Raw genomic sequence first — 24,319 nt, 5'->3', positions numbered from 1 at the left:
ATGAATTGTACACAGAAAAAAAGTTGATAGAACCAAAACGGTCTATCAACTCTTAAAATTATCTATTCAAGAACTAAAAATTAACGTTCTTGAAAGACGATTTTTTTGTCCAGGGAAGGACGGTTATTCGACTTAGAGGGATACTTATTACCACCACTGCGGGGAGTTTTATTGATCACCGGTTTACTGCTCGTCGCTGCGGGAACTTCCCAATCGGTTTTCATCCACTGGGGACAATTTTGATCGTAGATCATTTGCAGGGCAGCAGCCGCGATCGCTTGGGGATCGTATTCTTCACTTAAATCCCGCACTAAAGGCAAGAAAGAAGCCATACGTTCCCCCGATAAAGCCTCTTTTAGCTGATTTTGCAGCTTGGCCAGGCGTTTTGCTTCTACTTCGGCACGACTAGGAATGGGACTAGATTCCAGACGTTGACGCAGACGCTGTTCAATCTGACGTAATAAACGCCGATCAATCGGTTCTACTAAGGATATAGCAGTTCCTGTTTTACCAGCGCGGCCGGTGCGGCCAATGCGGTGAATATAGGTTTCGGCATTATCTGGCAGATCATAGTTAATAACGTGGCTGAGATTTTCCACATCTAGACCGCGGGCCGCGATATCTGTGGCTACCACCAATTTAATTTTGCCCTCGCGGAAACGTTGCACCAGTCGTTCCCGTTGCACTTGGCTTAAGTTACCGTGGTATTCATCCACCGTTTGCCCCGCTTCTTGCAGTTTGCTGGTTAATTCGGCTGCGGTTTGCTTGGTGCGGACGAAAATAATCGCCGATTCTAGGGGTTCGATCTCTAACAGGGGTTGCAGGACTTTTAATTTTGTCCAACCGCGAGGGATCAGATAAATTTTCTGCTCGATCTTAGCAGGAGCGGCCTGGGGTTGAGAAACCGTCACAGAAACGGGAGATTTCAAGAAATTAGCGATTAAATCGCGGATTTCCCGGGGCATAGTTGCCGAGAAACAGGCGGTTTGACGGGTGGAGGGGGATGCTTGCAGAATTTTCTTAACATCATCGATAAAACCCATACTGAGCATTTCGTCCGCTTCATCGAGGACTACCCAGTTTAGGGATTCTAGATGGAGTTTTTTGCGATCGAGCAGATCGATTACCCGGCCGGGAGTCCCGACCACAATCTGGACACCTTTTTCCAGACTGCGGATCTGACGTTCCATGGATTGACCACCACAGACTGTCAGGATAAAGAGACGACGATCATCAGAGAAATCTTTGATGGCGCTGGCTACCTGTTGGGCTAATTCCCGGGTGGGGGTGAGGATTAAAGCTTGAACGTTAGGATTTTTGGTGTCCATGCGTTCCAGTAAAGGCAGGGAATAGGCGGCGGTTTTGCCGGTTCCCGTTTGTGACATTCCTACCATGTCATGCCCTTCTAGAAGGAGAGGGATGGCTTTGGTTTGAATTTCCGTGGGGGTGGTGAATCCAAGCGTTTCTAGGTGTTGAAGACGGCTATCGGATAAACCTAAATTGTTGAAACCAGTGGTCATAGGGATTGTTTTGTGGGAATTAAATTAGAAAAATGGAAAAATTAGACTATTTCGCCGTAGAGATCGTAGGTATCGGCCGCAGTGATTCGGACTTGCACGATCGCACCTAGAATCGCCTCCCCTGTCACATAAACCAAGCCATCCACTTCCGGGGAAAAACGAGCGGAACGCCCGATTAATTCTCCTGTTTCTGGGTTTTCCTGTTCGATGAGAACATCGACAGTGTGACCGATATAAGCTTGATTTTTGCGCTCCGAGATTGGTTGCTGAGTTAACATCAACCTTTCGCGGCGTTCGTCCATAATTGCCTGTGGCACTGGATCGGGCAGGTCAAAAGCGGCTGTACCTTCTTCGGCGGAGAAGGTAAACACCCCGACGTGATCGAACTCATGACGCTTGACAAATTCCAGCAGATGGCTGAAATGTTCCTCGGTTTCTCCGGGGAAACCGACGATAAAAGTCGTTCGTAAAACCGCGTTCGGGATAGCTTGCTTGATCCGCTCGATAATGCCATCGTTGACTCGTCCTTGCCAGGGACGGTTCATCGCCCGCAGGATGTGGGGATGGGAATGTTGTAGCGGCAAGTCTAGATAGGGTAAAACATTCGGGGTCTCTCGGATCGCCTCGATAACCTTTGGCGTTAACCCGGTCGGGTAAGCGTAGTGAACGCGAATCCAAGGTATATCGACTTCTCCCAGCGCTCGCAAGAGTTCCGCTAATTTGGGTTCGCCATATAAGTCTAACCCATAATTGGTTGTTATTTGCGAAATGAGAATTAATTCTTGGACTCCTTGGCTGGCTAATTGTCGCGCTTCGGCCACAATCGACTCGATCGATCTCGATCGCTGATCGCCGCGCAGGTGGGGAATAATACAGAAAGCACAGCGATAATCGCAGCCTTCGGCCACCCGCAGATAGGCGACTCCTTCGGTAGTGGTGCGATAACGGGGCAGATTTTCATCGGCGATAAAAGTGGGATCGGTGCTGACTTCTTTGACTCGTTCTCCCGTCTCTACCCGTTCCACGATCTCGACGATTTTCTGATAATCCCCTGTGCCGACAATGGCCACGGCTTCCGGCAATTCCGTCAGCAGTTCATCTTGGAAATGTTGGGCCATACAGCCGGAGATAATAATTTTTTTATTAGCTTCCGCCAGTTCCACGAGGGTGCGAACGGATTCTTCTCTAGCTGCTTGAATGAAACTACAGGTATTAACGATAACGTAATCGGCCAACTCCTCGTCATTATCTACGGGATAGCCGGCCTTGGCCAGCAGTCCTAACATATGCTCGGAGTCGATCCGGTTTTTCTCACAGCCCAGGTGTGAGATAGCGATGGTTGGCTTATTGCCCATGCGATCGAGTATCAACCAAATCTTAAACTTCTCTTTTAATGTTAAGACATTGTGAACTACTCTCAACGGATTTGAGAGCTTCCTGCTTCAATGGGATGCGCTTTCTACCTCGAAAGATAGCAAGTCTTACCTTCCCTCTACAGGCAGGAGTCCTAGTTCCTAAGACCCACACTTTTTCTTGCAACACGACCCGTTGAGCTTGGTTATCGCTTAAGGAATAGTGGTCAAGACCCGTTTATGATAACATAGTTTTTTGGAATTGTCTATATACAAAGTCAGCATTGATGAGGGGAACTGTGGGGCGAATTACTTCGCCCCTTTAAAAGCCCCGTCCCATCGCACTAAGTGCGAGGGACGAATGCTGGCACTAAGTTAAAATAATTTCCCCCCCGTGGAACCGTGGCTAGGCCTTCACCCTGTTAAAATGGGTGAGCGGCGCATGGTTGGGGACGCTAAGAGTAGTAGACGCTGTGAACTTAATTGCAACTTTCAAGACAAAAAACCCGATTATTGGCGTGGTTCATCTCGCCCCCCTGCCCACTTCCCCCCGTTGGGGTGGCAGTCTCAAGACGGTGATCGAGCGGGCTGAACAGGAGGCGACGGCTTTGGCTGCCGGTGGTGTTGATGGTTTGATTATCGAGAATTTTTTTGATGCCCCCTTTACTAAGCAACAGGTGGATCCAGCCGTGGTTAGTGCCATGACTTTAATTGTCGATCGCATTAAAAATCTGGTGGTCTTACCGATCGGTCTTAATGTTCTCCGCAATGATGCCCATAGTGCCTTAGCGATCGCTACCTGTGTCAATGCCCAATTTATTCGGGTTAATGTGCTAACGGGGGTTATGGCTACCGATCAAGGCATTATTGAGGGTCAAGCCCACGAACTCCTGCGTTATCGGCGCGAATTGGGGTCTGAGGTCAAAATTTTAGCGGATGTTTTGGTTAAACACGCCCGCCCCTTGGGAACCCCTAATCTGACTACGGCGGTGCAAGATACGATCGAACGGGGACTGGCAGACGGGGTGATCCTCTCCGGTTGGGCCACCGGTAGCCCCCCCAGTTTTGAGGATTTGGAACTAGCAGTGGCGGCGGCCAAGGGAACACCGGTTTTTATCGGCAGCGGGGCTGATTTGGACAATATCGGGCGGTTACTGCCGGCTGCTGATGGGGTGATCGTGGCTAGTTCCCTCAAGCGTCATGGCAAAATTACCGAACCGGTGGATCCGATCCGGGTGTCGCAATTTGTGGAAACGGCCCGCCTGATCAACGATCAAAAGGCAAAAATTAATAATTCTCTGCCTTCTTTGCCTCTGTCCACATAACCCCTTGCTAGAATGGCGGATAGTTATCAGCCGTGGTGCGATCCTAAGTTTTTAGGAATTGAAAACGTCCTAATTAACACAATATGGTTAGGGAATTTTTCCTTTCGACAAAGTACATTTAGATTTCTCTCCTGACTCCTGACTCCCGAATTCTGCTGTAATTTAATCTAAATAATATTATGCGTCGTCGTTCTGTACCTTGGATTCATCGCTACTCCCGGCCCCTAATTGGGGGCGTTTCGATCGTGGGGGCGATTCTGACCGGCTATTTAACCATTACCAAACTGACGGGAGGGGCTGCTGCCTGTACTGCCGGGGCTAGTGATGGGGCTGGTTGTAGTGGTGTTCTTAATAGTCCCTACGCTACGGTTTTCGGGCTGCCCTTGAGTTTGTTCGGTTTTTTGGCCTATATTGCCATGGCGGTTTTTGCCCTCAGTCCTCTATTTATTAATGGGGAAACTCAGAAAAATATCCGCAAAAGTTTAGAAAATAATACTTGGTTATTGCTGTTAGCGGGGGCGACGGCGATGGCGGTATTTAGTGGTTATTTAATGTATATTCTAGCCACGGAATTAAAGGAATTGTGTCCCTACTGCATTACTTCGGCTTTGTTCGCTTTAACCTTATTAATTCTTACAATTATCGGTCGCGAATGGGAAGGTTTAGGACAAATTATACTGCCGATGGTTGTAGTGGCAATGATTACTTTTGTGGGAACTTTAGCGGTTTATGCGGGAGTAAATTCCCCGACGGTGGCAGGAGGAAAAGAAGAAATTACCCGGCCAATGACAGCGGCTACACCTCCCTACGGTTGGGAAGTAACCACGGTTTCGGGAAAAGCAGAAATCGCCCTGGCTAAACATTTAAAAGCAATTGGTGCGAAGGAATACGGGGCTTTTTGGTGTCCCCACTGTTACGATCAAAAACAGTTATTTGGTAAGGAAGCGGGAGAAATCCTCAAAAAAGAAGGGGTTTATATCGAATGCGATCCCCAAGGGGTTAATGGTAATCCCCAAGCTTGTCGCGATGCCGGAATTAAAGGTTTCCCCACTTGGATTATTAAGGGTCAAGAATATTCGGGAACCCAAAGATTAGAGAAATTGGCGGAGGTTTCTGGTTATACTGGCCCGATGAATTTTAAATATACAGTTCCGGGGCGCAATTAGGAAAATATTGAGGGGTTGAACCTGGTTCAGCCCCGACATTTTATAGTGTTTGTTCTCCAGATAAAGTAGAACTTGAATTTTGTTCTTAGCAATAGAGGGAGATTGAAAGTTGCCAGATTTTGATCAACCTATACCCCAAGAAAAACTTGACATTATTGAGAAAACTAGAGCCAATTTATTTGCTTGGCGAGGTCAGTTTTCACCCCAACTGATAGAGACTATTTTAAGTTTCTATTGCCCATCTAATTCGGTCATCCTCGATCCTTTTGTGGGTAGCGGAACTGTTTTGCTAGAGGCAAGTTATTTATCCCTAGAAGCTTATGGATTTGAGATTAATCCCGCTGCTTATATCATGAGTCATACCTATGAATTTATCAATGATTCTCAAAAAAAAGAAGTTCTTAAAAACCTGAGAAATATCATCGATCAAGAATTTACTTTGAGAATTTTTGAAGTCAGTGACCAAGTAGAAAATTTAGTATATAAATTGCAAAATACTAGGAATATGCTACCGGATCGGTCAAAGGTTTTATTTGATGCTTTGGTAATCATTCTTGATGTATGTAAGAATAAAATTACTCAGGAATTTATTCAGAAAAAATTTTTACATCTTAGCAATATAATTACTAAGCTACCTTACTCTCAAAAGCCGATCAGGGTTGGATTATCTGATGCTCGTTCTCTACCACTAAAAAATAATCAGATAGATTTTGTTGTGACTTCTCCACCCTATATAAATGTTTTTAATTACCATCAAAATTATCGTCAATCTGCTGAAATCTTAGGATGGGATTTACTCAAGATAGCCAAGTCAGAAATTGGCTCTAATAGAGCAAATAGGAGTAATCGTTTCTACACTGTAGTACAATACTGTTTAGATATGGGTGACATTTTAAAGGAACTGGCAAGAGTCAGCAAGCAGCAAGCAAGAATTGTTTTAATTGTAGGACAAGAATCTAACGTTCTTGGCGTACCTTTTTATAATGCTGATATTATTGAAAAAATAGGTGTCAAAGCCAAGCTATTTCAGAAAGTATTAAGACAAAAAAGAAAATTTAAGAATAAATTTGGTAAAGTTATTATAGAGGATATAATTAATTTTATCAACTTAAATAATCAAGTTAGCCAAGAGGTAATAGAACAAATTTCTAGAGAGGTAGCATTCGAGGTATTGGAAAGCAGTAGGCTTTTTGTATCTTCAGAAAACCAGCTATGTTTAGAATCAGCAATTGCCAAAGTCAATAATATTCAAAAAACACCAATTTTAGATAAGAGATTATATATTAATCCTGTTAATATTTGAACATCAACAAAAATACATGAACGAATTTTCCCGTCCTCACTACACAAAACTAACTGCCTGTCTTAACAATCCTCGGTTGCCAGAAGCTGATCGGGAACGTTTAGAAGAAGCTATTATAAAATATCGCCAGTGGATTATCGAGTTAGAATCGATTAATTCTAGTCAAGCAGATGCAGTAGAAAAGCTAGTGTCAGCTACTAACCGATATAAGCGTTTTATTGAACTTGACTTGATTTTTGATAGTTCAGATAACTTTTTGTATAGACAGAAGGGACAGTTAAAATTAGATAATACTATATTAGAAGAATTTTTACCGCAGCTCGTTTTCCGTAGTTTACAAGGAATAGATAACTCTTTTGAATTGGGTCCAAGAAATACCTTCTCTGGACTAAGTTTCCTATCCTCTCTCGGCAATATTGGTCAAGGTGGTCAAGCAAATATTAGAAGCAAAAATCAGGATTTTATACTGGGCAAAAAGTTATATCTAAAGTCATCTTTTGATCCAGAATTTCAAAATTATGAATTGATTGAGTCTCATCTTGGCTATGTTTGTGCAGAGTGCAAAACTAATTTAGATAAAACTATGTTTCAGGAAGCTGTAGCCACAAGTAGAGATTTAAAAATTGCCGTTCCTAACTCTTTATATTTTTTGATTTGCGAATTTCTTGATATGACACCAGTTTCAATAATTTCTACTCAAATTGATGATGTGTTAATTATACGAAAAACTAAGCGTATGACCGCTAATCTTCGACAAGAGTATCGCTCCTCAAAAGCAAGACAGCTGCACAGACAGGAATATGTAGATTTTTTGGATGCTTCTCAATATTATCCCGATGTGTTTCAAAGGATGATCGATAAAATACAAACTCATATTGATAATACAAATCCATCACTGGAAAATGTTTTATATCAAGGATATTTCTAAAAATTTTCTCGACATCAAGTTTAGCTACTTTGATTTATAATAAAGACGTAGATAGGTTGCTAATTATTGCTTATGACTCAGGTAAATCTACAAAAAGCCGCTAATATTCTCGGTGTAACTACCGCAGAAATACTAACATGGCAAAAGAAAAAATTAATCAAAGGTCAGAAAATTAATCAAGTTGATTGGTTATTTGATCTCGAGCAATTAACCAATCTTAAAAATAACCAATCCCCTGGAGAATTGAGAATTTTACAAACTGTTGAGCCAACTAATTACACAGTTATCGAATTATTTGCTGGCTGTGGTGGTATGGCTTTAGGTTTAGAAAATGCGGGACTAAAAACGCAATTACTGGTGGAAATTAATCAAGATTGTGTTAATACTTTAAGACTCAATCGACCGCAATGGAATGTTATAAATCAAGACATAAAAAAGATTGAATTTTCTGATTTTAGAGACAAAATAGATATTGTAGCTGGAGGTTTTCCCTGCCAACCTTTTAGTTATGCTGGGTTAGGGAAAGGATTAGAAGATTTGAGAGGGAGCTTATTTTTTGAATTTGCTCGTTGTTTACAGGAAGTGCAACCTAAAATCGCTATAGCCGAAAATGTTCGAGGATTATTAAGCAATAAAAAAGGAGAACCCCTCCAATTAATGCTGCAAGCTTTACAGGAAATCGGTTATTATGCTGCTTATCAAGTTTTATCGGCTCAATTTCTCGATGTTCCCCAAAAAAGAGAAAGATTAATTATTATCGCCACCCGTCAAGACCTAAATATTAAACCCATTTTTCCCCAATATAAAAACTATACTATTTCTCTGAAAAAAGCTCTAGAGAATTGTCCAAGTTCTCCAGGAGTAGAATATAAAGAAAGAAAAAAAGAGATTATGTCTTTAGTTCCCCCAGGAGGAAATTGGCGGAATTTGCCGATGGATATTCAAAAAGAATATATGAAAAATAGTCTCAAAAATCACGGCGGACGGACAGGATATGCTAAAAGATTATCTTGGGATGAACCAGCTTTAACTATTACCTGTAGTCCTGCACAAACCCAAACAGAAAGATGCCATCCCCAAGAAACTCGTCCTTTGACTGTGAGAGAATATGCACGAGTGCAGTCCTTTCCCGATGATTGGCAATTTACCGGTAATTTAACCTCTCAATATCGACAGATTGGTAACGCGGTTCCCGTTAATATGGCCTATCATCTTGGTGGCTGTTTAATTAATATATTGCAAGGGGATTATCTGGGGGAAACACAGCCAAAAACTGAACAGTTAAGCATTCCGGGGTTAGAAGTTAATTAATTTTGACTAAAAGTAAATAGTTTTTACCTAATCAGCAACAGCTAGAGAAAAATTAAGTAGCTAGATACAATTAATTACACATATCTAACTACTTCTTGCCTGAGTTCCTATCCTCAGCCAGAAATTGATTTTGTCCGATTTTACTGTCCGGAGTCTGTAGGGTTGATTCATGAATCAACCCTACCCCACTAGAAATTGATTTTGTCCGATTTTACTGTGCGGGGGGAATAACTTCTAAAATCAACCCTACCCCACTAGAAATTGATTTTGTCCGATTTTACTGTGCGGGGGGAATAACCTCTAAAGGAATACTTTCAGTTTCTCCATCTTTAGATGGATTGACATCGGGACTTTTTTCTGCATCTGGAGTTTTTTCCACCGCTTTGGTTTCTGGGGTGGGGGGATTTTCGGGGGGGACTTCTGGACTGGGGTTATTTTCCGGGATGGGAGTGAATTCCACTGGAGTTTCGCTTTCAGGAGACGGGGAAACTTCGGGGGAAGCTTCGATATTACGGGTAGTTTCTGCGGGAGTTGCTTCTATCCGGGGAGATTCTGGGGTAGTTGCGGGGGTAGTTGCGGGGGGAGATTCCGGGGTAGTTGCGGGGGTAGTTGCGGGGGGAGATTCCGGGGTAGTTGCAGGGGTGTCTTCGCTGATGTTTTGTTCTTCCCGGGGACAGGCTGCCGATTCTAAACCGAGATGACATCGGACTTCCTCCCGTCCCAAAGACACGGCAATTCCCGACACCGACATTAACAAAGCTAGGATGGGTAAGATATTGTTCATAAAATTAGACTTGATTCTACTCCTCGACATCACATTATCTATTTTAGATAGGATCGAATTGATATTGAGAACCCTTTGGCCCTTCATTGCCGCGATTAGCGCGTACGAGGGGAACTTGATTAAAAATGTTAAAATCCGTGGTGCTTCCCTGCAAGGTGATTCCTCGATTTAAAGTTTCGACTGCACTAGCACGGTCAGAACTTTTAGCGATCGCTTCTCCTAATACTTTCATGCTATCGTAGGCGGTAGCAGTACGCCAACTGACGCGACCGCGCCAACTTTTCAGCGCATCTTTGGCAAAAGGATCCGTTGCTTGGAAACTCCAAGGTACTGCTAGAACTAATCCGTCGATGCTATCGGCTCCTTGAATAAGGATATCGGGTGTATAAAGTTCATTTCCGCCTAATAAGAGCATTCCAGACGATTCTTGGGCAATAGCCACGGCTTGATCTATGCGATCGCCGTCTTTACTCAAGGCCAAAAATACCACCTTAGCGCCAGCTTGTCTTGCCTGATCTATGGCGGTTTTAGCGTTAAAATTGGCTTTGGTTGTGTCTATTTCCTTAACTATCTTGCCTCCCGGTTCCTTTATTGCTTTAGCAAAGGAATCCCTTAATTTTTGACTATAGGGACTATCGGAATTATAAAAAAGAACCACTGACGGAGAATTCTCTTGCTGACTAGCATAATTAGCCAAAGTTTTGGCCACTGCTTCCAGATAACTGCCTAAAACTTCCTGAGACTTATCCTTAAGGGGAATGGTTTTCAGGGTTGATTTTCCCGTTTGACTAACACTGGTAGTCAGGGGAGAAAGAATCGCTAATCCTTCTTTTTCGTAACTTTCAATCGCTTTTTGACTAAAAGGATCGATTCCGTGGCCCATAACTGCCAAAACTTGACCGGATTGAATCAGATCATCAGCGATCGCTTTTGATTGTAACCCACCGCCATCATTAGCGATGACTATTTCCAAAGGATTACCCGGATTAGAATTATTAAACTCCTCTTGATACCTGGCCACACCTCGGAGAATTTCCTTGGCGCTGTTGGGGTCGTTAGCGATGGGGACAACAACGGCTATAGTATTCTGATTACCCTTTTGTCTAGCTTTGGCGTTATTGTAATAGATTTTGCCCTCCGGGTCGTTTGCTTGGGGAGTGGCTGCTAGTTGGTAAGATGCGATCGCATTTGACCAATCTTCCTTTTTAAAGGCCGCTGCGCCTTTTTCTTTGTTAGGAGTGTAATTAAGCAGTATTTTCTCACCTTGGCTAAATAAATCGGGATTTTTAGCCGTATTACTCACAAAAGTTGCCTTAGATTGCCTATCTGGGGTTTTTTCTGGTACAACTTGGGGAGTATCGGGTTTGGGAATCAGCATTTGCAATAGACTCCAACCCCCTAAACCTGCGGTTAAAGCGGTAATTATCAAAGCGAAGGGAAGTAACCAGTTAGATTTTTGGCCGACTCTAGTTGTACCCCCCGGGGAGACCACAACCGTGGTTTTAACTGTCGTTGTTACGGGATCCATCGCTTCCCTAGGTAGGCCACAGATAGGACAATCAGGAGTAGTATTTTCGCAGGGTTCATGACCTCCCGCAATCGCTTGCGGATAAGTTTTACCATCTTTAGGGATACCGTCACATTGCCAAGTAGTCATAATCAGTTATCAGTTATCAGTTATCAGTTATCAGTGGGTAAGTTATCAGTTATCAGTTATCAGTTATCAGTGGGTAAGTTATCAGTTATCAGTTATCAGATTTGAGTTTTAAGTGAGCAGTATGTGTTAAGTGAGCAGTATTAAATAGCAGTTTCTTGCCATCTTTTCACTGTTTACTGATTACTGTTTACTGTTTACTGGTCACTGTTTACTGATTACTGTTTACTGTTTACTGGTCACTGTTTGAGGACGTTGTCGTAAGCTTTGGAAATAGAGGCCACCGATAAGCATTAAAAAGAGGATATAAGCAACAATTTGACTGATATAGAGGTTTTGACGATAACCAAACAGGGATTTGAGGAGGAGTCCGGGGAAAGTGCGATCGCTTAAAATTTGGGAACCGTCCCAAACTTGAAAACCGAGAAGACAGGAGGAGGGGAGAGAAGGACAGAAATTGCGATAAAAAGGGTCAATTTCACTTAAAAGACTGATTCCCGCGTCGATATGTTTCAAAACACCGATGAGTAATCCCGCAACGATTAAGAGCAGCAAAGTCCCCATAATTTGGAAAAAGAGACGGATATTAATTTTTACTCCCCCCGCAAATAGGAGAATTCCCAACAAGGTTGCGACACTTAACCCCGCTATCGCACCGAAGGTTTGTATCTGCCAATCTTTTTGGAATTGGGCCAGGATAAAGAGAACTGTTTCAAATCCCTCCCGCAAGACAGCGATAAAAACGAGCAGAAAAATCGCTTTTCCTGCCCCATTTTCCGCTTTTAAACCCGCTTTTACCGCACTTTCTACCTCAGATTTCAAAGATTTGGCCTGTTGAGTCATCCAAATTAACATCCAACTCAACATCAAAACGGCAATCAGTCCAAAAGTGGCGGCCAGTAATTCCTTGAGCATTGGTACAAATGGACTAGGAGAGGCATCCACTTGCAAAAGGATTCCCCCTAGCAAAATACCGACCAAAACACTAGCGACTACTCCCGCACCAATACCACGATACACCCATGAGTTAAGTTGCGATCGACCAGATTTTTGTAAACAAGCGAGGACAATTCCCACTACTAAAGCGGCCTCGAAACCTTCCCGGAGAGTGATAATAAAAGTGGGTAAAGCGGAACTAAGATTCATAAGCTAGTGGATAAACTCTAGCTTTGATCCTAGCTTAAGCAAAATCCCGCAGCATCTTGCGAATTTCCAGATTGTGTAATTCTTCTTGTCCAATCATACCGCGAGCGAATTCTTCTAGGTAAATACTGGCATCTTCGACGGTTTCTAGGAGTGCTTTGTACAAATCAAGGGATTTTTTCTCATGATTGAGGCTCTCACTCAAGATTGCTTTGATATTATGTTCATAGCTTTCTTCGATGGGGGCAATTTTTAGGCTAGGATGACCTTCTAAACCGGTGAGAATTTCCCCAACTTGTTGCGCGTGGGTGAGGGACTCCGTGGCCTGGGTCTGGAAAAATTGGACGATGGGGATGCGATGGGGTCCTGTCACCATCAGGGAATAGTGGGTGTAACGGACAACTCCCGCTAGTTCAAATTCCATGATTTCGTTTAGTTGTTCGATGGTTTTGTCTCTGTCTAGTTCTCGCATAAGATTCTCAATAATTCGTCTCTAATTGCAATTGTAGCTAATCCAGGCTGGCTAAATAAATCTCAAAACCTTGTTGGCTAATATCTTTAGGCTTTTTTGTCATCAAAAAAGTGCCAGATATTGGAGTGATCGGGGGAAATTTTCGGCACTTTTCCCCTGAAAATGCCTAAAACCCCACACCCCACGACAAACCCTTTCAGCAAACCCTAGGTGCTGAATCGAGGCGATCGAGTCAAAAGGATTTTAGCCGGGGGAATAGCAACTCAAGAGGTCATTAAAGGTTTCATTTTGCCTTAAACCATCGAAAACAAAGTTATTACGCGCTAATTCGCCACATATATCTGGTTCTATGTCTAGAGCTTCGCGTAAACAGTTGATCGCTTTTTGTTGTTGACCGAGGGCGGCATAACAGCAGGCGGCATTATACCACGCATAGCGATCATCTTGATCGATTTTTAACGATTCTTCATAACAGGCGATCGCTTCTGGTAAACGCTGTAATTCCTGTAGGATCACACCCTGTTGATACCAAGACCAGTAATCTTGCGGTCGGATATCGAGGGCGGTACGATAATTAAATAAAGCCTCTTGGGGATTGCCCCAATCCCGGAAAGCGTCGCCGCGACGATACCAGGCCCAATAATCCCGGGGTCGCGCCCCCAGGGCCAGATCATAGGAAGTGATAGCGCGTTCGTAATTTTTCAGCAATCGATAGGCCTCCCCTTGCCGGTAGGCCGCCCAATAGTCCCCCGGACTATGACTTAGGGCCCGTTGAAAACAAGCGATCGCTTTTTGGTAGTCCTTTAATTCTTGTAGATAAACACAACCTTGATCGTACCAAGCCCAATAGTTATCATCCTTTACCTGTGCGGCGTTAGCATAACTTTGAGCCGCTTCTTCATACATTCCCAAGTCTTCTAGTATCATACCCCTTTTGTACCATGCCCAATAATCATCTGGATAATATTCTAAGGCTTTTTCGTAGCTGATTAAGGCTCCAAAATAGTCCATTCTTTCTTTTAAAATATTGCCTTGGTCATACCAGTCCCGATAGCTATCCGGACGGCATTCGAGCGCTCGATAGACAGTAAATAGATAGGTCATAGTTATTAATCTATAGTAATTAGGTTCGTCAGTCTTATCAGTTATCAGTTATCAGTTATCAGTTATCAGTGGGAGTGTTGGGTGAGCAGTGGGTGCTTTTTCCCTGAAAATTAGGTAGTTGACCACCTGAAAATCGATAAAACCCCACACCCTACACCCCACACCCCACACCCTGCCCCCAGGAAAAGCTTTTTGCCGCAAACCCTAGTTATACTTTTAGAACAGATTCAGATCCGTTAAAGCGCCGAGACTGCTAGAGGAGACTAACTTGGCGAATTTGCCGAGAATTCCCGTTTTATAGCGTGGGGGGCGCGGTTGCCAATGGTTACGACGACGGGTTAATTCTTCCTCCGATACATTTAAACTCAAGAGACGCTGACGAGCATCAATAGTGATTTGATCCCCTTCCTCGACCAGAGCAATTGTACCACCCACCGCCGCTTCTGGAGCGACGTGACCGACCACCATGCCATAGGTTCCCCCGGAAAAACGACCATCGGTAATTAATCCCACGGAATCCCCTAAACCGGCGCCGATAATTGCCGAAGTGGGGGCTAACATTTCCCGCATACCCGGTCCACCTACTGGTCCCTCGTAACGGACAACCACCACATCCCCGGCTTGAATTTTTCCGGCTAAAATTGCCTCTAAACAGGTTTCTTCCGACTCAAACACCCGCGCAGGTCCGGTGATGACCGGAGTTTTCACGCCGCTGATTTTGGCCACGGCCCCCTCCGTGGCCAGATTTCCTTTTAAAATGGCTAAATGACCCTCTTTATAGACAGGATTGCTAAAAGGACGGATAACATCTTGGCCTGAGGGCGGTTGGTCGGGAATATCGGCTAAAATCTCGGCGATAGTCTGACCGCTAATGGTGAGAGCATCCCCGTGTAGTAAACCATTAACCAGGAGAATTTTCATCACTTGGGGAATACCGCCGGCTTTATGCAGATCCACGGTAACGTAACGCCCGGAGGGTTTAAGATCGCAGATAACCGGTACACGCTGGCGGATGGTTTCAAAATCATCGATCGATAATTCTACCCCGATGGTGCGGGAAATGGCTAAAAGGTGCAGCACAGCGTTAGTGGAACCTCCCACCGCCATAATTACCGAAATGGCGTTTTCAAAGGCTTTACGGGTCAAAATTTGGCTAGGGAGAATCTGTTTTCTAACCGCCTCGACCAAAACCTTGGCCGATTCTTCGGTACTATCGGCTTTTTCCGCATCTTCGGCGGCCATGGTCGAGGAGTAGGGTAAACTCATCCCCATGGCTTCAAAAATGGAAGACATGGTATTAGCAGTAAACATTCCACCACAGGAACCGGCCCCGGGACAAGCGTTGCGTTCAATTCCGATGAGGTCTTCTTCACTGATTTTACCAGCACTGTACTGTCCCACGGCTTCAAAGGAACTGACCACGGTTAAATCGCAATCTTTGTAGCGCCCCGGTTTAATCGTGCCACCATAGACGAAAATAGCGGGAATATTCATCCGGGCCATGGCAATCATTGCCCCCGGCATATTTTTGTCACAACCCCCGATAGCGAGGACTCCATCGAGACTTTGACCATTACAGACGGTTTCAATGGAATCGGCGATTACTTCCCTAGAAACGAGAGAATATTTCATCCCTTCTGTTCCCATGGAAATCCCGTCACTAATGGTGATAGTCCCGAAAAGTTGCGGCATTCCCCCCGCTAATCTGGTTCCTGCTTCGGCACGCATTGCTAAATCATTAATTCCCATGTTACAGGGGGTAATGGTGCTAAATCCGTTAGCGATGCCGATGATTGGTTTGCTAAAGTCCTCATCCCCAAAACCTACCGCTCTTAACATGGCCCGATTCGGACTGCGTTGGGTACCTTGGGTAACAATGCGACTTCTGTAGTTATCTGCCATAACTTTATCTTTCTCCAATGGCGGCTGACAGGTGCGATCGCTGCTCAAGTTCTCCAATCGCACCTTTATTTCTATTTTCTGACTTTTGGCCGCTCTGAGCAGGTTTTAGGACAGTCCATCTCTAAAGAAAATATAAAACTGTGGGATGATTCAGGGGACAGCTATCGGGAATCAGAAATCAGCAGTCAGACTGTTTCCAGAAAACGGTCCGAGAAACCCGTTTTCTCTGTGTGGCTAGGTTAATTTATCAGTGTGAAATCAGCCGCTATCAGGGTAGGAACAGTCAACAAATTGGCAAATTCAGAGCCACTTCCTAAGCCAGCAGCACTACCATTTTGATTGTAGTAGATACTGCCACTGCTGTTACTGTAAACGATAAAAGCACTGCTAGTGGCGACTAAATCATCGTCAGCGACGCTGGCAAATTCAGCCGCTTGACTGAAGCCATTGCCAATGCTACTTTGCAAAGCGGAAAAGATGGCTTTACTTAATACTATTTTATCACTGCCTGGGGTGAAATCGCTGATGGCATCGATTCCTAAATTACTACTGTTGAAGATAAAGTTATCGCTACCATTACCACCAGTGAGTAAATCATCGCCGGAACCACCAATTAAACTATCGTTTCCGTCTTGACCGGTTAATTGATCGTTGCCGCCACCACCAGTTAGAGTATTATTAAGGCTATTCCCGGTTAGTCGGTCATTACCGCTATCGCCAATAATATTTTCGATGGTGTTATTTGCCGAAAAAGTCAATCTTAGATTATTGGTGACGACGGTTTGGTTTGTAGTAATCCCTAAGTTAACTCTTACTGCGGTATTTGTCCCAGTAAAGTCGAGGGTATCGATACCGCCGGTGGTAGTTTCTTGGATGATATCGCTTCCTAATGGGGTTGAAGCATTGAAACAGTAAATATCGTTACCATTAGCACCAGCGAGGATATTGTTACCGCTATTTCCGGTGATTTTATTGTCACCAGCGTTACCTGTACCGTTAATATTATTACTGCCAATTAGTCTGAGGTTTTCGACATTGTTGGGTAAGGTGCGAGTAATTGCGCTTTGTAGGGTGTCAGTAATAATTACTTGTCCAATTGCTTCCTCGGGATTGATGGTAGCATTAACGGGATTTGATAGGGTTACTGTAAAGGCTTCATCGGCTTCGTTGAGGTTATCATTGAGGATGGGAATGCTAATAGTAGCGGTGGCAGTATTAGGTGCAATGGTGAGGGTTCCTGTCTGGCTAGTGTAATCTACATTGGCGGTAGCATCAATGGCTGTAGTGGTATAGTTGACAGTAATTTGTTGTGGATTGGGGTTATCAACCGTAACGGTGAGGATTGCATTACTATCTTTACCTTCCACCACGGTGATGTCATTGATGGAGAGTTGGGGGAAATCATCATTGGTAATTGTCCCCGTCACTGCGGTAGTTGTCCCAACTGTATAACCAGTCCCGGTCGCAAGGGTTAAAGCAACAGTTTCATCACTTTCTACTGTAGTATCAGCAGTGGGGTCAACTGTTACAGTAGCAGTGGATGAACCAGCAGCAAAGGTGACACTGGTGGGAATAGAAGTGTAATCGGTTCCATTAGTAGCTGTTCCCCCAACTGTATAGTTAGCGGTTAAGGCGCTGGTAGTAGAACCGGTACGAGTAAAGGTATAGACTAAGTTAGTTGTCCCATCTTCAGTTACGCTTGCGGGAGAGACAGCAAGAGTAATACTGGGGAAATCATCATTGGTAATCGTCCCCGTCACTGCGGTAGTTGTCCCAACTGTATAACCAGTCCCAGAAGTAAGAGTTAAAGCAACAGTTTCATCACTTTCTACTGTAGTATCAGCAGTGGGGTCAACTGTTACAGTAGCAGTCGCTGAACCAGCAGCAAAGGTGACACTGGTGGGAATAGAAGTGTAATCGGTTCCATTAGTAGCTGTTCCCCCAACTGTATAGTTAGCGGTTAAGGCGCTGGTAGTAGAACCAGTACGAGTGAAGGTATAGACTAAGTTAGTTGTCCCATCTTCTGTCACACTACTGGGAGAGACAGCAAGAGTAATACTAGGGAAATCATCATTGGTAATCGTCCCCGTCACTGCGGTAGTTGTCCCAACTGTATAACCAGTCCCAGAAGCAAGAGTTAAAGCAACAGTTTCATCACTTTCTACTGTAGTATCAGCAGTGGGGTCAACTATTACAGTAGCAGTCGCTGAACCAGCCAGAAAATTCACTGTCCCAGTTGTACTGGTATAACTAGCTGCACCGGTTTGAGTGTAATCTGTGCTAAAAGTAGCTGTTCCCCCAACTGTATAGTTAGCGGTTAAGGCGCTGGTAGTAGAACCAGTACGAGTGAAGGTATAGACTAAGTTAGTTGTCCCGTCTTCATTGACACTACTGGGAGAAACCGCAAGAGTAATACTAGGGAAATCATCATTGGTAATCGTCCCCGTCACTGCGGTAGTTGTCCCAACTGTATAACCAGTCCCAGAAGCAAGAGTTAAAGCAACAGTTTCATCACTTTCTACTGTAGTATCAGCAGTGGGGTCAACTATTACAGTAGCAGTCGCTGAACCAGCAGCAAAGGTGACACTGGTGGGAATAGAAGTGTAATCGGTTCCATTAGTAGCTGTTCCCCCAACTGTATAGTTAGCGGTTAAGGCGCTGGTAGTAGAACCGGTACGAGTAAAGGTATAGACTAAGTTAGTTGTCCCATCTTCTGTCACACTACTGGGAGAGACAGCAAGAGTAATACTAGGGAAATCATCATTGGTAATCGTCCCCGTCACTGCGGTAGTTGTCCCAACTGTATAACCAGTCCCAGAAGCAAGAGTTAAAGCAACAGTTTCATCACTTTCTACTGTAGTATCAGCAGTGGGGTCAACTATTACAGTAGCAGTCGCTGAACCAGCCAGAAAATTCACTGTCCCAGTTGTACTGGTATAACTAGCTGCACCGGTTTGAGTGTAATCTGTGCTAAAAGTAGCTGTTCCCCCAACTGTATAGTTAGCGGTTAAGGCGCTGGTAGTAGAACCAGTACGAGTGAAGGTATAGACTAAGTTAGTTGTCCCATCTTCTGTCACACTACTGGGAGAGACAGCAAGAGTAATACTAGGGAAATCATCATTGGTAATCGTCCCCGTCACTGCGGTAGTTGTCCCAACTGTATAACCAGTCCCAGAAGCAAGAGTTAAAGCAACAGTTTCATCACTTTCTACTGTAGTATCAGCAGTGGGGTCAACTATTACAGTAGCAGTCGCTGAACCAGCCAGAAAATTCACTGTCCCAGTTGTACTGGTATAACTAGCTGCACCGGTTTGAGTGTAATCTGTGCTAAAAGTAGCTGTTCCCCCAACTGTATAGTTAGCGGTTAAGGCGCTGGTAGTAGAACCAGTACGAGTGAAGGTATAGACTAAGTTAGTTGTCCCGTCTTCATTGACACTACTGGGAGAAACCGCAAGAGTAATACTAGGGAAATCATCATTGGTAATCGTCCCCGTCACTGCGGTAGTTGTCCCAACTGTATAACCAGTCCCAGAAGCAAGAGTTAAAGCAACAGTTTCATCACTTTCTACTGTAGTATCAGCAGTGGGGTCAACTATTACAGTAGCAGTCGCTGAACCAGCAGCAAAGGTGACACTGGTGGGAATAGAAGTGTAATCGGTTCCATTAGTAGCTGTTCCCCCAACTGTATAGTTAGCGGTTAAGGCGCTGGTAGTAGAACCGGTACGAGTAAAGGTATAGACTAAGTTAGTTGTCCCATCTTCTGTCACACTACTGGGAGAGACAGCAAGAGTAATACTAGGGAAATCATCATTGGTAATCGTCCCCGTCACTGCGGTAGTTGTCCCAACTGTATAACCAGTCCCAGAAGCAAGAGTTAAAGCAACAGTTTCATCACTTTCTACTGTAGTATCAGCAGTGGGGTCAACTGTTACAGTAGCAGTCGCTGAACCAGCAGCAAAGGTGACACTGGTGGGAATAGAAGTGTAATCGGTTCCATTAGTAGCTGTTCCCCCAACTGTATAGTTAGCGGTTAAGGCGCTGGTAGTAGAACCAGTACGAGTGAAGGTATAGACTAAGTTAGTTGTCCCATCTTCTGTCACACTACTGGGAGAGACAGCAAGAGTAATACTAGGGAAATCATCATTGGTAATTGTCCCGGTAACTGCGGTAGTTGTCCCAACTGTATAACCTGTCCCAGAAGCAAGAGTTAAAGCAACAGTTTCATTACTTTCTACTGTTGTATCAGCAGTGGGGTCAACAGTTACGGTAGCAGTGGATGAACCAGCAACGAAATTCACTGTCCCTGTGGTTGCTGTATAACTGGCTGCACCGGTTTGAGTGTAATCTGTGCTAAATGTCGCTGTTCCCCCAACTGTATAGTTAGCGGTTAAGGCGCTGGTAGTAGAACCGGTACGAGTAAAGGTATAGACTAAGTTAGTTGTCCCATCTTCTGTCACACTACTGGGAGAGACAGCAAGAGTAATACTAGGGAAATCATCATTGGTAATTGTCCCGGTAACTGCGGTAGTTGTCCCAACTGTATAACCAGTCCCAGAAGCAAGAGTTAAAGCAACAGTTTCATCACTTTCTACTGTAGTATCAGCAGTGGGGTCAACTGTTACAGTAGCAGTCGCTGAACCAGCCAGAAAATTCACTGTCCCAGTTGTACTGGTATAACTAGCTGCACCGGTTTGAGTGTAATCTGTGCTAAAAGTAGCTGTTCCCCCAACTGTATAGTTAGCGGTTAAGGCGCTGGTAGTAGAACCAGTACGAGTGAAGGTATAGACTAAGTTAGTTGTCCCATCTTCATTGACACTACTGGGAGAGACAGCAAGAGTAATACTAGGGAAATCATCATTGGTAATTGTCCCGGTAACTGCGGTAGTTGTCCCAACTGTATAACCAGTCCCAGAAGCAAGAGTTAAAGCAACAGTTTCATCACTTTCTACTGTAGTATCAGCAGTGGGGTCAACTGTTACAGTAGCAGTCGCTGAACCAGCCAGAAAATTCACTGTCCCAGTTGTACTGGTATAACTAGCTGCACCGGTTTGAGTGTAATCTGTGCTAAAAGTAGCTGTTCCCCCAACTGTATAGTTAGCGGTTAAGGCGCTGGTAGTAGAACCAGTACGAGTGAAGGTATAGACTAAGTTAGTTGTCCCATCTTCATTGACACTACTGGGAGAGACAGCAAGAGTAATACTAGGGAAATCATCATTGGTAATCGTCCCCGTCACTGCGGTAGTTGTCCCAACTGTATAACCAGTCCCAGAAGCAAGAGTTAAAGCAACAGTTTCATCACTTTCTACTGTAGTATCAGCAGTGGGGTCAACAGTTACGGTAGCAGTGGATGAACCAGCAACGAAATTCACTGTCCCTGTGGTTGCTGTATAACTAGCTGCACCGGTTTGAGTGTAATCTGTGCTAAATGTCGCTGTTCCCCCAACTGTATAGTTAGCGGTTAAGGCGCTGGTAGTAGAACCTGTACGGGTGAAGGTATAGACTAAGTTAGTTGTCCCATCTTCATTGACACTACTGGGAGAAACCGCAAGAGTAATACTAGGGAAATCATCATTGGTAATTGTCCCGGTAACTGCGGTAGTTGTCCCAACTGTATAACCTGTCCCAGAAGCAAGAGTTAAAGCAACAGTTTCATTACTTTCTACTGTTGTATCAGCAGTGGGGTCAACAGTTACGGTAGCAGTGGATGAACCAGCAACGAAATTCACTGTCCCTGTGGTTGCTGTATAACTGGCTGCACCGGTTTGAGTGTAATCTGTGCTAAATGTCGCTGTTCCCCCAACTGTATAGTTAGCGGTTAAGGCGCTGGTAGTAGAACCGGTACGGGTGAAGGTATAGACTAAGTTAGTTGTCCCGTCTTCATTGACACTACTGGGAGAAACCGCTAGGGTGACATTGGTATCATCATTGGTAATTGTCCCCGTCACTGCGGTAGTTGTCCCAACTGTATAACCAGTCCCAGAAGCAAGAGTTAAAGCAACAGTTTCATCACTTTCTACTGTTGTGTCAGCAGTGGGGTCAACTGTTACAGTAGCAGTCGCTGAACCAGCAACGAAATTCACTGTCCCTGTTGTACTGGTGAAAGTTGCTGCACCGGTTTGAGTGTAATCTGTGCTAAAAGTAGCTGTTCCCCCAACTGTATAGTTAGCGGTTAAGGCGCTGGTAGTAGAACCTGTACGGGTGAAGGTATAGACTAAGTTAGTTGTCCCATCTTCATTGACACTACTGGGAGAAACCGCTAGGGTGACATTGGTATCATCATTGGTAATTGTCCCGGTAACTGCGGTAGTTGTCCCAACTGTATAACCTGTCCCCGCAGCGAGAGTTAAAGCAACAGTTTCATCAGTTTCTACTGTGGTGTCAGCAGTGGGGTCAACAGTTACGGTAGCAGTGGATGAACCAGCAACGAAATTCACTGTCCCTGTGGTTGCTGTATAACTGGCTGCACCGGTTTGAGTGTAATCTGTGCTAAAAGTAGCTGTTCCCCCAACTGTATAGTTAGCGGTTAAGGCGCTGGTAGTAGAACCTGTACGGGTGAAGGTATAGACTAAGTTAGTTGTCCCGTCTTCATTGACACTACTGGGAGAAACCGCCAGGGTGACACTGGTATCATCATTTTGAATGGTTCCGGTGGCAGTAGCGGTGGTAATAGTAGCGCCGTTGGTGGCATTGGAGAGGGTGACGGTAAAGTTTTCGTTCAGTTCTACCGTTGTATCTCCCTGAACGTCAACAGTAATCACCTTACTGCTTTCTCCCGGGGCAAAACTCACTACCCCACTGGGTAACAATCCCCCAGCAAAATCAGTGGCATTGGCAGGATTGCTGCCGCTGCCGGTAACTGCCCAGTCAACGTTATTGCTTCCCGTGGTGTTATCCCCACGAGTGACGGTGAAAGTAAAGGCTTTACTGCCACTGTTGCCCTCGGTTTGACTGGCACTGGTGGCGGCAATGGCGAGGGTGGGAACTGTGGGACCACCCACATTTAAGGCCCACAATTCCTGACCGTTAACGCCGTCATAGGCCTGGAAGAACAGGGTGTTGCCCACCGCCGTTAGAGAGAAGGGGTAGGAGCCATAGGAACCGGGACGGATGTCGCCCACCAGAACCGTACCGGCCGCCGTGCCGTCACTCTGCCACAATTCAGTACCGTTCACGCCGTCATAGGCACTGAAGAACAGGGTGCTGCCCACCACCGTTAGATAGCCGGGGAAGGAGTCACCGAAGCTGATGTCGGCGACCAAAACTGTACCGGCCGTCGTGCCGTCGCTTTTCCATAACCCATAACCGTTCACGCCGTCATTGGCCCAGAAGAACAGGGTGTTGCCCACTACCGTTAGATACCTGGGGCCGAAGCCAGAGTAACCGGGGCGGATATCTTTGACCAGAACCGTACCTGCCGCCGTGCCGTCGCTTTTCCACAATTCAGTACCGTTCACGCCGTCATCGGCAGTGAAGAACAGGGTGTTGCCCACCGCCGTTAGATTGCCGGGGTAGGAGGTAGATAAACCGGGGCGGATATCTTTGACTAGAACCGTACCGGCCGCCGTGCCGTCGCTTTTCCACAACTCCCCACCGTTCACACCGTCATCGGCCCGGAAGAACAGGGTGTTGCCCACCGCCGTTAGATAGCCGGGGCCGAAGCCAGAGTAACCGGGGCGGATATCTTTGACTAGAACCGTACCGGCCGCCGTGCCGTCGCTTTTCCACAATTCAGTACCGTTCACGCCGTCATCGGCAGTGAAGAACAGGGTGTTGCCCACCGCCGTTAGATTGCCGGGGAAGGAGTCACCGAAGCTGATGTCGGCGACCAAAACTGTACCGGCCGTCGTGCCGTCGCTTTTCCACAATTCAGTACCGTTTACACCGTCATCGGCAGTGAAGAACAGGGTGTTGCCCACCGCCGTTAGATTGCCGGGGTAGGAGGTAGATAAACCGGGGCGGATATCTTTGACTAGAACCGTACCGGCCGCCGTGCCGTCGCTTTTCCACAACTCCCCACCGTTCACACCGTCATAGGCCTGGAAGAACAGGGTGTTGCCCACCGCCGTTAGATTGCCGGGGAAGGAGTCACCGAAGCTGATGTCGGCGACCAAAACTGTACCGGCCGTCGTGCCGTCGCTTTTCCATAACCCATAACCGTTAACGCCATCATTGGCCCAGAAGAACAGGGTATTGCCCAGTGCCGTTACAAAGCCGAGGTAGGAGCCAAAGGAACCGGGGTAGATATCCTTAACTAAAAAAGGAGTTGACATGATTTTTTCCTGAATAAAGGGTGAAAATTAAACAGTTAAGTAGTCGTGCAAAATAAATTTCCTAGTGAAGATAGGCAAGAGGCAA

General features: G+C 45.2%; 14 protein-coding genes. 5 read left to right on the top strand and 9 right to left on the bottom strand.

The genetic code is table 11. The features are described from left to right. Positions 1 to 80: 80 nt before the first annotated feature. Together RAM70_RS05195 and rimO are read right to left on the bottom strand one after the other, a co-directional pair. Positions 81 to 1,520, bottom strand: coding sequence for a DEAD/DEAH box helicase (locus tag RAM70_RS05195; RefSeq protein WP_312672617.1), 1,440 nt, complete (start codon positions 1,518 to 1,520; stop codon positions 81 to 83). Positions 1,521 to 1,561: 41 nt separating this feature from the next. Continuing rightward, complete coding sequence (gene rimO / locus RAM70_RS05190; protein ID WP_045361723.1) at positions 1,562 to 2,875, bottom strand: 30S ribosomal protein S12 methylthiotransferase RimO; 1,314 nt, start codon at positions 2,873 to 2,875, stop codon at positions 1,562 to 1,564. Positions 2,876 to 3,345: 470 nt separating this feature from the next. Between rimO and btpA the strand changes: the two genes are divergently transcribed. The 5 genes from btpA (at position 3,346) to RAM70_RS05165 (ending at position 8,905) form a co-directional block, all read left to right on the top strand. Next, the gene (gene btpA / locus RAM70_RS05185) at positions 3,346 to 4,197 is read left to right on the top strand and encodes a photosystem I biogenesis protein BtpA (RefSeq protein ID WP_061432788.1); all 852 of its coding nucleotides are present in this window, start codon (positions 3,346 to 3,348) and stop codon (positions 4,195 to 4,197) included. Between the two features lie 179 nt (positions 4,198 to 4,376). Next, positions 4,377 to 5,363, top strand: a complete 987-nt coding sequence (locus tag RAM70_RS05180) for a vitamin K epoxide reductase family protein (protein WP_312672613.1) — start codon at positions 4,377 to 4,379, stop codon at positions 5,361 to 5,363. Between the two features lie 109 nt (positions 5,364 to 5,472). Continuing rightward, on the top strand, positions 5,473 to 6,666 hold the full coding sequence (locus tag RAM70_RS05175; protein ID WP_190380385.1) for a DNA methyltransferase: 1,194 nt from the start codon (positions 5,473 to 5,475) through the stop codon (positions 6,664 to 6,666). A gap of 16 nt (positions 6,667 to 6,682) precedes the next feature. Beyond that, entirely contained in the window at positions 6,683 to 7,594 is a 912-nt protein-coding gene (locus RAM70_RS05170; RefSeq protein WP_288001792.1) for a Bpu10I family restriction endonuclease, read from the top strand. Positions 7,595 to 7,666: 72 nt separating this feature from the next. After that, on the top strand, positions 7,667 to 8,905 hold the full coding sequence (locus tag RAM70_RS05165) for a DNA cytosine methyltransferase (protein ID WP_312672607.1): 1,239 nt from the start codon (positions 7,667 to 7,669) through the stop codon (positions 8,903 to 8,905). A gap of 277 nt (positions 8,906 to 9,182) precedes the next feature. On the opposite strand, the gene RAM70_RS05160 is transcribed toward RAM70_RS05165, so the two are convergent. The 7 genes from RAM70_RS05160 to RAM70_RS05130 form a co-directional block, all read right to left on the bottom strand. Further along, positions 9,183 to 9,689 carry a hypothetical protein gene (locus tag RAM70_RS05160; protein ID WP_045361710.1) on the bottom strand — a complete coding sequence of 169 codons (507 nt, stop codon included), beginning with the start codon at positions 9,687 to 9,689 and terminating at the stop codon, positions 9,183 to 9,185. Positions 9,690 to 9,732: 43 nt separating this feature from the next. Next, a complete protein-coding gene (locus tag RAM70_RS05155; protein WP_312672604.1) occupies positions 9,733 to 11,346 on the bottom strand; it encodes an ABC transporter substrate-binding protein in 1,614 nt (537 codons plus the stop codon). 222 nt (positions 11,347 to 11,568) lie between these two features. Further along, positions 11,569 to 12,489: an FTR1 family iron permease gene (locus RAM70_RS05150; RefSeq protein ID WP_312672602.1), complete on the bottom strand. Its 921-nt coding sequence runs from the start codon at positions 12,487 to 12,489 to the stop codon at positions 11,569 to 11,571. A 34-nt stretch (positions 12,490 to 12,523) separates the two neighbouring features. Next, a complete protein-coding gene (locus RAM70_RS05145; RefSeq protein ID WP_002731529.1) occupies positions 12,524 to 12,958 on the bottom strand; it encodes a ferritin-like domain-containing protein in 435 nt (144 codons plus the stop codon). A gap of 243 nt (positions 12,959 to 13,201) precedes the next feature. Beyond that, positions 13,202 to 14,062: a tetratricopeptide repeat protein gene (locus RAM70_RS05140; protein ID WP_312672600.1), complete on the bottom strand. Its 861-nt coding sequence runs from the start codon at positions 14,060 to 14,062 to the stop codon at positions 13,202 to 13,204. Positions 14,063 to 14,278: 216 nt separating this feature from the next. Then, positions 14,279 to 15,964: a dihydroxy-acid dehydratase gene (gene ilvD, locus RAM70_RS05135; protein WP_151697214.1), complete on the bottom strand. Its 1,686-nt coding sequence runs from the start codon at positions 15,962 to 15,964 to the stop codon at positions 14,279 to 14,281. Positions 15,965 to 16,203: 239 nt separating this feature from the next. Beyond that, positions 16,204 to 24,234 carry an ELWxxDGT repeat protein gene (locus tag RAM70_RS05130; RefSeq protein WP_312672597.1) on the bottom strand — a complete coding sequence of 2,677 codons (8,031 nt, stop codon included), beginning with the start codon at positions 24,232 to 24,234 and terminating at the stop codon, positions 16,204 to 16,206. Positions 24,235 to 24,319 lie beyond the last annotated feature (85 nt).

It is taken from the genome of Microcystis wesenbergii NRERC-220, from assembly GCF_032027425.1.
In the GTDB taxonomy this organism is placed as follows: Bacteria; Cyanobacteriota; Cyanobacteriia; order Cyanobacteriales; family Microcystaceae; genus Microcystis; species Microcystis wesenbergii_A.
The sequence above is the reverse complement of the archived record's forward strand: the minus strand, read 5'-3'. Positions and strand labels throughout refer to the sequence as shown.